At 69.0% G+C, this 13,018-nt stretch carries 12 protein-coding genes; all 12 read left to right on the top strand.

Annotated elements, in window-relative coordinates:
• Positions 1-213 precede the first annotated feature (213 nt).
• Positions 214-4,083, top strand: a complete 3,870-nt coding sequence (locus IR158_RS01905; protein WP_291808752.1) for a DNA-directed RNA polymerase subunit beta' — start codon at positions 214-216, stop codon at positions 4,081-4,083.
• Between the two features lie 173 nt (positions 4,084-4,256).
• On the top strand, positions 4,257-4,610 hold the full coding sequence (locus IR158_RS01900) for a hypothetical protein (RefSeq protein WP_291808751.1): 354 nt from the start codon (positions 4,257-4,259) through the stop codon (positions 4,608-4,610).
• 147 nt (positions 4,611-4,757) lie between these two features.
• Entirely contained in the window at positions 4,758-5,072 is a 315-nt protein-coding gene (locus tag IR158_RS01895) for a hypothetical protein (RefSeq protein ID WP_291808749.1), read from the top strand.
• Between the two features lie 412 nt (positions 5,073-5,484).
• Positions 5,485-5,853 (top strand): 30S ribosomal protein S12, encoded by a 369-nt coding sequence (rpsL, locus tag IR158_RS01890; protein WP_013117883.1) that lies wholly within the window; start codon positions 5,485-5,487, stop codon positions 5,851-5,853.
• A 5-nt stretch (positions 5,854-5,858) separates the two neighbouring features.
• The gene (gene rpsG, locus IR158_RS01885; RefSeq protein WP_227576138.1) at positions 5,859-6,329 is read left to right on the top strand and encodes a 30S ribosomal protein S7; all 471 of its coding nucleotides are present in this window, start codon (positions 5,859-5,861) and stop codon (positions 6,327-6,329) included.
• A gap of 93 nt (positions 6,330-6,422) precedes the next feature.
• Complete coding sequence (gene fusA, locus IR158_RS01880) at positions 6,423-8,525, top strand: elongation factor G (RefSeq protein WP_291808745.1); 2,103 nt, start codon at positions 6,423-6,425, stop codon at positions 8,523-8,525.
• A gap of 121 nt (positions 8,526-8,646) precedes the next feature.
• Entirely contained in the window at positions 8,647-9,840 is a 1,194-nt protein-coding gene (tuf, locus tag IR158_RS01875; protein ID WP_227576136.1) for an elongation factor Tu, read from the top strand.
• A 142-nt stretch (positions 9,841-9,982) separates the two neighbouring features.
• A complete protein-coding gene (locus tag IR158_RS01870) occupies positions 9,983-10,726 on the top strand; it encodes a hypothetical protein (RefSeq protein WP_291808742.1) in 744 nt (247 codons plus the stop codon).
• Between the two features lie 305 nt (positions 10,727-11,031).
• Positions 11,032-11,340, top strand: a complete 309-nt coding sequence (gene rpsJ / locus IR158_RS01865) for a 30S ribosomal protein S10 (RefSeq protein WP_013117879.1) — start codon at positions 11,032-11,034, stop codon at positions 11,338-11,340.
• A 25-nt stretch (positions 11,341-11,365) separates the two neighbouring features.
• Positions 11,366-12,025, top strand: a complete 660-nt coding sequence (gene rplC, locus IR158_RS01860) for a 50S ribosomal protein L3 (RefSeq protein ID WP_191782349.1) — start codon at positions 11,366-11,368, stop codon at positions 12,023-12,025.
• A 5-nt stretch (positions 12,026-12,030) separates the two neighbouring features.
• On the top strand, positions 12,031-12,717 hold the full coding sequence (gene rplD / locus IR158_RS01855; protein WP_208195833.1) for a 50S ribosomal protein L4: 687 nt from the start codon (positions 12,031-12,033) through the stop codon (positions 12,715-12,717).
• A complete protein-coding gene (rplW, locus tag IR158_RS01850; RefSeq protein ID WP_227576135.1) occupies positions 12,714-13,016 on the top strand; it encodes a 50S ribosomal protein L23 in 303 nt (100 codons plus the stop codon). The genes rplD and rplW overlap by 4 nt, the downstream gene beginning before the upstream one ends.
• Positions 13,017-13,018: the final 2 nt, after the last annotated feature.

The following is a 13,018-nucleotide window of genomic DNA, read 5'->3' as shown; positions in this document are numbered from 1 at the left end:
TGAAGGAGAACGACGACGAGGTCTACCGCGCTGCGGAAGAGCTCGGCATCGACCTGTCGCGGCGCCCGAACGCCAGCAGCGTCGAAGAGATCTGACGTCGAGCCCCGGTCCGGCTGCACACACCCGTGATGCCGGACCGGGCGCCCGCACCCCTCAGCACGATTTCCGTTCCGCTGGTTCTCGAAACCGGCAAGCGAAGGAAGTAGGACCCCCTTGCTCGACGTCAACGTCTTCGACGAGCTGCGCATCGGCCTGGCCACGGCCGACGACATCCGTGCCTGGTCGCACGGCGAGGTGAAGAAGCCCGAGACCATCAACTACCGCACCCTGAAGCCGGAGAAGGACGGGCTCTTCTGCGAGAAGATCTTCGGCCCCACCCGGGACTGGGAGTGCTACTGCGGCAAGTACAAGCGCGTGCGCTTCAAGGGCATCATCTGCGAGCGCTGCGGCGTCGAGGTGACCCGTTCCAAGGTTCGCCGTGAGCGCATGGGCCACATCGAGCTCGCCGCGCCCGTGACGCACATCTGGTACTTCAAGGGTGTGCCGAGGCGGCTGGGCTACCTGCTCGACCTGGCGCCGAAGGACCTGGAGAAGGTCATCTACTTCGCGGCCTACATGATCACGTGGGTCGACGTGGACGGTCGCCAGGAGGACCTCCCGAACCTCCAGAACGAGATCGACCTGGAGAAGAAGGAGATCTCGGACCGCCGCGACAACGACATCAACACCCGCGCGCAGAAGCTCGAGGCCGACCTGGCCGAGCTCGAGGCCGAGGGTGCCAAGGCCGACGCGCGCCGCAAGGTGCGCGACTCCGCCGAGCGCGAGATGGCGCAGATCCGCAAGCGTGCGGACGCCGAGCTCGACCGTCTCGAGCAGGTCTGGGACCGGTTCAAGAACCTCAAGGTCGCGGACCTCGAGGGCGACGAGATGCTGTACCGCGCCCTGCAGGACCGGTACGGCAACTACTTCGAGGGCTCGATGGGCGCCGCGGCGATCCAGAAGCGCCTCGAGGCGTTCGACCTCGAGGCGGAGTCCGAGTCGCTGCGCGACACCATCAAGAACGGCAAGGGGCAGCGCAAGACGCGTGCCCTCAAGCGGCTCAAGGTGGTCAACGCGTTCCTCACGACGAACAACTCGCCGACGGGCATGGTCCTCGACGCGGTCCCGGTCATCCCGCCGGACCTGCGCCCGATGGTCCAGCTCGACGGTGGCCGCTTCGCCACGTCGGACCTGAACGACCTGTACCGCCGCGTCATCAACCGGAACAACCGCCTCAAGCGGCTCCTGGACCTCGGCGCGCCCGAGATCATCGTCAACAACGAGAAGCGGATGCTCCAGGAGGCCGTGGACTCGCTGTTCGACAACGGCCGCCGCGGCCGGCCCGTCACGGGCCCCGGCAACCGTCCGCTGAAGTCGATCTCCGACATGCTCAAGGGCAAGCAGGGCCGGTTCCGCCAGAACCTGCTCGGCAAGCGCGTCGACTACTCGGGCCGTTCGGTCATCGTCGTCGGCCCGCAGCTCAAGCTGCACCAGTGCGGCCTGCCCAAGCAGATGGCGCTCGAGCTCTTCAAGCCCTTCGTCATGAAGCGGCTCGTGGACCTCAACCACGCGCAGAACATCAAGTCGGCCAAGCGCATGGTCGAGCGCGCGCGCCCGGTCGTGTGGGACGTGCTCGAGGAGGTCATCACCGAGCACCCGGTGCTGCTCAACCGTGCACCCACGCTGCACCGTCTGGGCATCCAGGCGTTCGAGCCGCAGCTCGTCGAGGGCAAGGCGATCCACCTGCACCCGCTCGTCTGCGCCGCCTTCAACGCGGACTTCGACGGTGACCAGATGGCCGTCCACCTGCCCCTGAGCGCGGAGGCGCAGGCCGAGGCCCGCATCCTCATGCTCTCGAGCAACAACATCCTCAAGCCGTCCGACGGCCGCCCGGTGACCATGCCCTCGCAGGACATGATCATCGGTCTGTTCCACCTGACCTCCGACAAGGAGGACCCGGTGGGGCAGGGCCGGTCGTTCAGCTCGGTGGCCGAGGCGATCATGGCGTTCGACCAGGGCTCGCTCGACCTCAACGCGGTCGTCAAGATCCGGTTCGACGACCTGGTCCTCTCCGAGGAGCAGGCGCCCGAGGGCTGGGAGCCGGGGCAGACGCTCCTGTTCGAGACGACGCTGGGCCGTGCGCTGTTCAACGAGCTGCTGCCCGTCGACTACCCGTACGAGAACGGGGTCGTCGACAAGAAGCGCCTGTCGGTCATCGTCAACGACCTGGCCGAGCGGTACCCGAAGGTCGAGGTCGCCGCGTCGCTCGACGCCCTGAAGGAGGCCGGCTTCCGCTGGGCCACCCGCTCGGGCGTCACGATCGCGATCTCCGACGTCGCGACGCCTGCCGAGAAGCAGGACATCCTCGACGAGCACGAGGCGCGCGCGGCGAAGGTGCAGGGCCAGTACGAGAAGGGCCTGATCACCGACGACGAGCGTCGTCAGGAGCTCATCGAGATCTGGACCAACGCCACCGACAAGGTCGCCAAGGCGATGCAGGCCAACTTCCCGCCCCGCAACACCGTGTTCCGCATGGTCGGCTCGGGCGCGCGAGGCAACTGGATGCAGGTCCGCCAGATCGCGGGCATGCGTGGCCTGGTCGCCAACCCGAAGGGCGAGATCATCCCTCGCCCGATCAAGGCGAACTACCGCGAGGGCCTGTCCGTCCTCGAGTACTTCATCGCGACGCACGGCGCCCGCAAGGGTCTGGCGGACACCGCTCTGCGGACCGCCGACTCGGGCTACCTCACGCGTCGTCTGGTGGACGTCTCGCAGGACGTCATCGTCCGCGAGGACGACTGCGGCACCGAGCGCGGCCTGACCATGCCGATCGGCGTGGCGGCGGCGGACGGCACGCTGCGCCGCCACGACAAGGTCGAGACGTCCGTGTACTCGCGGACGCTCGCGACCGACGTCGAGGTGGAGGGCGAGATCATCGGCCGCTCGGGCGACGACGTCGGCGACGTCCTGCTCGACCGGCTGCTGGAGACGGGCGTCACCGAGCTCAAGATCCGCTCGGTGCTCACCTGCGAGTCCCGCGTCGGCACGTGCGCCAAGTGCTACGGCCGCTCGCTGGCCACCGGCAAGCTCGTCGACATCGGCGAGGCCGTCGGCATCATCGCGGCCCAGTCGATCGGTGAGCCCGGCACGCAGCTGACGATGCGCACGTTCCACACCGGTGGTGTGGCCTCGGCGGACGACATCACGCAGGGTCTGCCCCGTGTCCAGGAGCTCTTCGAGGCGCGCACCCCCAAGGGTGAGGCGCACATCGCGGAGTTCTCGGGTCGGATCGCGATCGAGGAGACGGACCGCGCCCGCGCGCTCGTCCTGACCCCGGACGACGGTTCCGAGGAGATCCGCTACGCGATCACCAAGCGGTCGCGTCTGCTGGTCCAGGACGGCGACCACGTGTCGGTCGGCACCCAGCTGGTCGTGGGCGCCGTCGACCCGAAGAAGGTGCTGCGCATCCTCGGCCCGCGTGCCACGCAGAAGCACCTGGTGGACGAGGTCCAGGAGGTCTACCGCTCCCAGGGCGTGGACATCCACGACAAGCACATCGAGGTCATCGTGCGGCAGATGCTGCGGCGCGTGACGGTGCTCGACTCCGGCGAGACGGGCCTGCTGCCCGGCGAGCTGGCCGAGCGCGGTCGCTTCGAGGACTTCAACCGCAAGGCGGTCTCCGAGGGCGGTCAGCCGGCCTCGGGTCGTCCTGAGCTCATGGGCATCACGAAGGCGTCGCTCGCGACGGACTCGTGGCTCTCGGCGGCCTCCTTCCAGGAGACGACGAAGGTGCTCACCGAGGCCGCGATGTCGAGCCGCTCGGACCCGCTGCTGGGTCTGAAGGAGAACGTCATCCTCGGCAAGCTCATCCCCGCCGGCACGGGCCTGCCCCGGTACCGGAACGTGGCGGTTGAGGCGACCGAGGAGGCGAAGGCCGAGCTGTACCCGGCCTTCGGCTACGACGAGATCGACTTCCCGGCGCTCGGTCTGGGCTCCGGCGAGGCGATCCCGCTCGAGGACATCGACTTCGGCGACTACCGCTGAGGACAGTTCTCCCAGCACGACCCCGAGGGGCCCGTCGGTTCGTCCGACGGGCCCCTCGGGCGTCCCGCGACTCGTGAACCCGTGGGGGATCGCGGGGGGCCCGATGACGGTGCCGTAAGGTACGTCGACCGTCCCGAGCAGTTCCGCCAGGCCGACGTCGACGAGGTGAGCTGATGGTGCGGGTCCAGTCGCCGCTCGTCCGGGTGCTCGCCGTGACGGCAGCCCTCGCCCTGAGCGGGTGCGGGGACGGCCCGGTGGAGCGGCCGGAGGGCGCGGTGCAGCTGCGGGAGAACCAGCCGACCCCCGTCGGGGACGTGCGCCTGGTCGCGAGCAACATCTGGGACGGCTCGATCGCGCTGTCCGTCGACGACGGTGACGGCGCCGCGGAGAGCGCCTCCCTGGCCGTGGGGGAGCGCGCCACGATCGACGGCCGGTCGTTCGAGCTCCTCTCGGTGCACGAGCACGCGGCCGCGTCGGCGCCGGGCGGGTCCGAGAGCTACGCCTGGGTGCTGCCCGTCGACGACTGACGACGCTGGGCGGCCTGTCGGTGCGCCCGGCAGGAGCGGCTAGCATCGGGCGCGGTCTGCACGTGACGTGCACCGCACATCGAGCTGCATCGAGACGAACGGGGCCCGCTGATGGGACGAGGTGGACGAGCGGTCCGGACCGCTCTGGTGGTCGGTGTGGTGGCGCTGCTCGCCGCGTGCGGCGCGCAGGAGCCCGACGTGCCCGAGGGTGCTGTGCACCTGAAGGCGGGCGAGCCCGTCGAGGTGGACGGCCTGACGCTCACGGCCGCGAACTTCGGCGAGGACAGCATCTCCCTGATCGCCTCGGACGGGAAGGACTTCGACGACGCGGTCGACCTGACCATCGGGCGGTCCGGTGAGGTCAAGGGCCGGAGCTTCGAGCTCGTCGAGGTGGAGGTCGAGGGCACGGGTGACGACGTGGTCGAGGAGTCCGGCGAGGCGTGGGTGCTGCCCGCCGAGTGACCGGGCGGCGGCGCGGGCCGTCGTCGGTGGCGGGCGTCGGCCTCGGCCGGGCCTGACCCGCCCGCGGGGTGCACGGCACCCCCTGCACCTCGGGCTTTGACGCCTCCCGCGGCGGAAGGTAGCGTAGGACACCGTGCCCGCGCCGTCGGGCCCTTGCGCGTGCACTCGGTGGACCACCTCGTTGGCGGGGTGCGGCCGGGATGCACCGGGTGGTTCCCCACCTCTACCGGAACGGTCCCCTCGTGGGATGGTCGCCGTGCGGAGGGCCGGGGCGACACGCCCGGGCGCGGGGGTCGGTTCGGGACTCGAGACCTCCGGGGTAGTCGCGCGACGGGCGACGATCCGGGCCGAGCCGGCCGTCCAGGGTGACGGGTGCCGGTCAGACCAGAGAACACCGACAGACGGAGACGTAGTGCCTACGATCCAGCAGCTGGTCCGCAAGGGCCGGCAGGCGAAGACGAACAAGTCGAAGACGCCTGCCCTCAAGGGCTCCCCCCAGCGACGCGGTGTGTGCACCCGTGTCTACACGACCACCCCGAAGAAGCCGAACTCGGCGCTGCGCAAGGTGGCGCGCGTGCGCCTGTCCTCGGGCATCGAGGTCACGGCGTACATCCCGGGCGTCGGCCACAACCTGCAGGAGCACTCCATCGTGCTCGTGCGCGGCGGCCGTGTGAAGGACCTCCCCGGCGTCCGCTACAAGATCGTGCGCGGTGCGCTCGACACGCAGGGCGTCAAGAACCGCAAGCAGGCACGCAGCCGCTACGGCGCGAAGAAGGGCTGAGACAGATGCCTCGCAAGGGTCCCGCTCCGAAGCGGCCGCTGATCGTCGACCCCGTCTACGGCTCGCCGGTGGTCACGCAGCTCATCAACAAGGTCCTCCTCGACGGCAAGAAGACCGTCGCCGAGGCCATCGTCTACGGCGCCCTGGAGGGCGTCCGTGAGAAGACGCAGTCCGACCCGGTCGTCGTGCTCAAGCGCGCGCTGGACAACGTGCGTCCCGCCATCGAGGTCAAGTCCCGCCGCGTCGGTGGTGCGACCTACCAGGTCCCGATCGAGGTGCGCCCCGTGCGTTCCACGACGCTGGCCCTGCGCTGGCTGACGGACTTCTCCCGCGCGCGTCGCGAGAAGACCATGACCGAGCGCCTCATGAACGAGATCCTCGACGCCTCCAACGGCCTGGGCGCTGCAGTCAAGCGTCGCGAGGACATGCACAAGATGGCCGAGTCCAACCGGGCGTTCGCGCACTACCGCTGGTGATCCCGGCGCTCGCCGCGGGTCGCCTGGTGACAGGCAGGCCCGCGGCGACGCGAACGGCTCCCACCTCTAAGCCAACCGACAAGGGGCTACCACGTGGCACTGGACGTGCTGACGGACCTCACGAAGGTCCGCAACATCGGCATCATGGCGCACATCGATGCCGGCAAGACGACGACCACCGAGCGGATCCTGTTCTACACGGGGGTCAACTACAAGATCGGTGAGACGCACGACGGCGCCTCGACGATGGACTGGATGGAGCAGGAGCAGGAGCGCGGCATCACGATCACGTCCGCCGCGACGACCTGCTACTGGCACGACAACCAGATCAACATCATCGACACGCCGGGCCACGTCGACTTCACGGTCGAGGTCGAGCGCTCGCTGCGCGTCCTCGACGGCGCGGTCGCGGTGTTCGACGGCAAGGAGGGCGTGGAGCCCCAGTCGGAGACCGTCTGGCGCCAGGCCGACAAGTACGACGTCCCGCGCATCTGCTTCGTCAACAAGATGGACAAGCTCGGCGCGGACTTCTACTTCACCATCGACACCATCGTGAACCGGCTCAAGGCCAAGCCGCTGGTCATCCAGCTGCCGATCGGCTCGGAGAACGACTTCATCGGTGTCGTGGACCTGGTCGAGATGCGTGCGCTCGTGTGGCGCGGTGAGACGGCCCTCGGCGAGAAGTACGAGGTCGAGGACATCCCGGCCGACCTTCAGGAGAAGGCCGAGCAGTACCGGGCCGAGCTGCTCGAGGCCGTCGCGGAGACGAACGACGAGCTGCTCGAGAAGTTCCTCGGTGGCGAGGAGCTGACGGTCGCCGAGATCAAGGCCGGCATCCGTGAGCTCACCATCTCGTCGCAGGCGTACCCCGTGCTGTGCGGGTCGGCGTTCAAGAACAAGGGCGTGCAGCCCATGCTCGACGCCGTCATCGACTACCTCCCGACGCCCCTGGACGTCGCGGCGGTCGCGGGTCACGATGTCAAGGACCCGGAGCTCGTCGTCGAGCGTCACCCGGACGCGACCGAGCCGTTCTCGGCTCTCGCGTTCAAGGTCGCCACGCACCCGTTCTTCGGCAAGCTGACCTACGTGCGCGTGTACTCCGGCCGGGTCGAGCAGGGCGCCGCGGTGCTCAACTCGACCAAGGGCAAGAAGGAGCGCATCGGCAAGCTCTTCCAGATGCACTCCAACAAGGAGAACCCCGTCACGGAGGCGCAGGCCGGGCACATCTACGCGTTCATCGGTCTCAAGGACGTCACCACCGGTGACACCCTGTGCGACCCGAGCGCGCCGGTGATCCTGGAGTCGATGACCTTCCCGGAGCCCGTCATCGACGTGGCGATCGAGCCGAAGACGAAGGCCGACCAGGAGAAGCTCTCCACGGCCATCCAGAAGCTCGCCGAGGAGGACCCGACGTTCCGCGTCCGCCTGGACGAGGAGACCGGCCAGACCGTCATCGGCGGCATGGGCGAGCTCCACCTCGACATCCTCGTCGACCGCATGCGTCGCGAGTTCAAGGTCGAGGCCAACGTCGGCAAGCCGCAGGTGGCCTACCGCGAGACGATCCGTCGTGCCGTCGTCAAGATCGACTACGTGCACAAGAAGCAGACCGGTGGCTCGGGCCAGTACGCCAAGGTGCAGATGACCTTCGAGCCGCTGGACCCTGCCGAGGGCGAGCTGTACGAGTTCGACAACAAGGTCACCGGTGGCCGCATCCCGCGCGAGTACATCCCGTCGGTCGACGCCGGTATCCAGAGCGCGATGCAGCTGGGCGTCCTCGCGGGCTACCCGCTGGTCGGCGTCAAGGCGATCCTGCTCGACGGTGCGGCGCACGACGTCGACTCCTCGGAGATGGCGTTCAAGATCGCCGGCTCGATGATCCTCAAGGAGGCGGTGCGCAAGGCGGACCCGGCCCTCCTCGAGCCGATCATGGCCGTCGAGGTGCGCACGCCCGAGGAGTACATGGGCGAGGTCATCGGCGACATCAACTCGCGCCGCGGCATCATCCAGTCCATGGAGGACGCGACCGGCGTCAAGGTCGTCCGCGCTCAGGTGCCGCTCTCCGAGATGTTCGGGTACGTCGGCGACCTGCGGTCCAAGACCCAGGGTCGTGCCGTGTACTCGATGCAGTTCGACAGCTACGCCGAGGTTCCTCGGGCGGTTGCCGAAGAGATCATCAAGAAGACCCGGGGCGAGTAGTCCCACAGGTCGAACCCTGCAGTTCCAGCTACACATCCGACCCGTAGGACCGCACGTCGAGCAGGTACCGTGAGGTGGCTGCCGTCGGGCAATCTCTACCAAGTCCTGAGGAGGACACCCAGTGGGCAAGGCGAAGTTCGAGCGGACGAAGCCGCACGTCAACATCGGGACGATCGGCCACGTCGACCACGGCAAGACGACGCTGACCGCGGCCATCTCGAAGGTGCTGCACGACAAGTACCCCGACCTGAACCCCTTCACGCCGTTCGACCAGATCGACAAGGCGCCTGAGGAGAAGCAGCGCGGTATCACCATCAACATCGCGCACGTCGAGTACCAGACCGAGAAGCGTCACTACGCGCACGTCGACGCCCCCGGTCACGCCGACTACATCAAGAACATGATCACGGGCGCGGCGCAGATGGACGGCGCCATCCTCGTGGTCGCGGCGACCGACGGCCCGATGGCCCAGACGCGTGAGCACGTGCTGCTGGCCCGTCAGGTCGGCGTGCCGTACCTGCTCGTGGCGCTCAACAAGGCCGACATGGTCGACGACGAGGAGATCCTCGAGCTCGTCGAGATGGAGGTCCGCGAGCTGCTGTCGTCGCAGGACTTCGACGGCGACAACGCCCCGGTCGTCCGCGTGTCGGGCCTCAAGGCGCTCGAGGGCGACCCGCAGTGGGTCAAGTCCGTCGAGGACCTGCTCGACGCCGTGGACGAGAACGTGCCGGACCCGGTCCGCGAGATCGACAAGCCGTTCCTCATGCCGATCGAGGACGTCTTCACGATCACCGGCCGTGGCACGGTCGTCACCGGTCGTGTCGAGCGCGGCTCGCTCAAGGTGAACGAGGAGGTGGAGATCGTCGGCATCAAGGAGAAGGCGATCAAGACCACCGTCACCGGTGTCGAGATGTTCCGCAAGCTGCTCGACTACGCCGAGGCGGGCGAGAACGTCGGCCTGCTCCTGCGCGGCACGAAGCGCGAGGAGGTCGAGCGCGGCCAGGTCGTCGTCAAGCCGGGCTCGATCACGCCGCACACCGAGTTCGAGGGCCAGGTCTACATCCTGTCCAAGGACGAGGGTGGCCGTCACAACCCGTTCTACGGGAACTACCGTCCCCAGTTCTACTTCCGGACGACGGACGTCACCGGTGTCATCACGCTGCCCGAGGGCACCGAGATGGTCATGCCCGGCGACAACACGGAGATCTCCGTGACGCTGATCCAGCCCATCGCCATGGAGGAGGGCCTCGGCTTCGCCATCCGCGAGGGTGGCCGCACCGTCGGCTCGGGCCGCGTCACCAAGATCACCAAGTGATCCTCGCCCCTCGGGGCTGATCCACCACGCAGGGCCCGGGAGCTTCGGCTTCCGGGCCCTGCGTCGTCGGTCCGCCTGCGTCGCGTCCCCGGCACCGCGTCGTCCCCGGGCGCGCGGGACCGTGCGCCGCTACTGTCGCGCGGTGGACGAGCGGCGACGAGAGCGGCACCGGGCCCCGGTCCTGGGCGTGGACCGGCAACGACGGATCGGATGGGCGGTCGTGGCGGGCGGCGTGCTCGTCGCTGTCGCCATCGCGCTCGTCGCCCGCCCGTGGGGCGACGGCGGGGCGCGCCGGGACGACTCCGTGCGGGTACCGCGGGGTGCCGGTGGGGCCGCGACGCTCGTGCTGGACGCCCGCGGGGGCCGCGTGCTGCTGACAGGGGACGCCCCCGCCGGCGCCCTGCTCGACGCACGGGGCGCCGGTGACGACGCGACGGCCACCTACGCCGCGACGGCGGGGGAGCACGACGTCCGGGTCACGGGTGCGACCACCACGATCCGCCTCTCGCCCGACGTGCGCTGGACCTTGCGCATGACGGTGGGTGCGGACGACGCGGATCTGGACCTCGCGGGGCTCGACGTGCAGGCGGTCGAGGTCGCAGGAGGGGCCGCGGTGCTCGCCGTGGCGCTGCCGCCGGCGGACGGTGCGAGCCGCGCCGAGGTGAGCGCGGGGACCGACGACCTGCGGTTCCGCCTGGCACGCGGTGACGCGGCGCGCGTCACGGTGGAGTCCGGCGTGGGATGGGTGGCCCTCGACGGGGACCGCACGGGTGGTCTCGGTGCGGGCGCCGCCCTGACGACGGCGGGCTTCGACGCCGAGGCGGACCACTGGGAGCTCGTGGTCGCCGGGGGCGCGGGCGGCGTCACGGTCGAGCGCCTTCCCTGAGCCGGGCCGCGTCCTCTGCCGGGGCGGCGACGGGTGTGACGCGGGCGGAGTTGCCGTTTCCTCGTCCGGTCTGGCAGACTGTCGGGGTTGCCCGCCGGGGTGTGCGTTCACGCGCGCCTATCGGCTGGGCGGACAGACGTGGCGAGCGCTCGGACCTCGGGGTCACCCGGTGGGGAGCGTTCGACGACAACCACGGCCCCTTTCCGGGAACGGAACGCAGCACAGAGGCGCGTCGCGCAGAGCGACACGCCCGAGTGCGGGGGTCGGACGGACCGGTATTTCGAGAGAGAGAAGTAGACGACGCCATGGCGGGACAGAAGATCCGCATCCGGCTCAAGTCCTACGACCACGAGGTCATCGACAGCTCGGCGCGCAAGATCGTCGACACGGTGACTCGCGCTGGTGCGTCGGTCGTGGGTCCGGTGCCGCTGCCGACGGAGAAGAACGTCTTCTGCGTCATCCGGTCGCCCCACAAGTACAAGGACAGCCGCGAGCACTTCGAGATGCGTACGCACAAGCGGCTCATCGACATCATCGATCCCACGCCGAAGGCCGTCGACTCGCTCATGCGTCTCGACCTGCCTGCGGACGTGAACATCGAGATCAAGCTCTGAAACCGCTGGGAAGGGACTGATCTTCATGGTTACCCAGCAGAACGCGCGCCCCGTCACGGCGCTGCTCGGCACCAAGCTCGGCATGACGCAGGTGTGGGACGAGGCAGGCCGCCTCGTTCCCGTCACCGTCGTCGCCGTGGGTACGAACGTCGTGACGCAGGTCCGCTCCGCTGAGAGCGACGGCTACAGCTCGGTCCAGCTGGCCTACGGCCAGATCGACCCGCGCAAGGTCACCAAGCCGCTCAAGGGCCACTTCGAGAAGGCGGGGGTCACCCCCCGTCGGCATGTGGCCGAGATCCGTACGTCCAACGCTGCCGAGTACACGCTCGGGCAGGAGATCACGGCCGGTGCCTTCGAGGCCGGCCAGGTCGTGGACGTCACCGGTACCACCAAGGGCAAGGGCACGGCCGGTGTCATGAAGCGTCACGGCTTCCACGGCGTCGGCGCCTCCCACGGTGCGCACCGCAACCACCGCAAGCCCGGCTCGATCGGTGGCGCATCGACGCCGTCGCGCGTGTTCAAGGGCATCAAGATGGCCGGTCGGATGGGCGTCGCCCGTCAGACCACCCAGAACCTGACCGTGCACGCGATCGACGTCGAGAGGGGTCTGCTGCTCGTCAAGGGCGCGGTTCCCGGCCCCAAGGGCGGCGTCGTGGTCGTGCGTTCCGCTGCGAAGGGTGCGTGACCTCGATGAGCGACACGCTGACCGTCGACGTCCTCGACGAGAAGGGCAAGAAGGCCGGAACGGCCGACCTGCCCGGTGACGTCTTCGACGCCACGACGAACGTCCCGCTGATCCACCAGGTCGTCGTCGCCCAGCTCGCCGCGGCGCGCCAGGGCACCCACGACACCAAGAGCCGCGGCGAGGTCCGCGGTGGTGGCAGGAAGCCGTACAAGCAGAAGGGCACCGGCCGCGCCCGTCAGGGCTCGACCCGTGCGCCGCAGTTCGCCGGTGGTGGCGTCGTCCACGGCCCCACCCCGCGTGACTACTCGCAGCGGACCCCGAAGAAGATGAAGGCCGCGGCGCTCCGCGGTGCTCTCTCGGACCGCGCGCGTGCCGGTCGCGTCCACGTCGTCACGGGCTTCGCCCCGGGCGAGGTCCCGTCGACGAAGTCCGCGATCGCGGTCCTCGACAACCTCTCCGGCCGCAAGCACGTCCTCGTGGTCGTCGAGCGTCAGGACGAGATCACCTGGAAGTCGCTGCGGAACGTCGAGCGGGTCCACCTGCTCGTCGCCGACCAGCTCAACACCTACGACGTCCTCATCTCGGACGACGTGGTCTTCACGCAGGGCGCGCTCGACGCGTTCCTCGCCGGCCCCGTCAAGGGCGCGAAGGCTGTCGCTTCCGAGTCCGAGGCCAACGAGGAGACGAAGTGACCGCCGTCGGCAAGGACCCGCGCGACATCCTGATCGCGCCGGTCGTCTCGGAGAAGAGCTACGGCCTGCTCGACGAGGGGAAGTACACCTTCCTCGTCGACCCCCGGGCCAACAAGACCGAGATCAAGATCGCCGTCGAGCACGTCTTCGGCGTCAAGGTCGAGTCGGTCAACACCGCGAACCGTCAGGGCAAGGCCCGCCGGACCCGCTTCGGCATCGGCCGCCGCAAGAACACGAAGCGTGCGATCGTCACCCTCCGCGAGGGATCGATCGACATCTTCGGCGGACCGGTCGGCTGACC

The sequence above is a fragment of the Cellulomonas sp. genome, assembly GCF_015234515.1.
Taxonomy (GTDB): Bacteria; Actinomycetota; Actinomycetes; order Actinomycetales; family Cellulomonadaceae; genus Cellulomonas.
The sequence above is the reverse complement of the archived record's forward strand: the minus strand, read 5'-3'. Positions and strand labels throughout refer to the sequence as shown.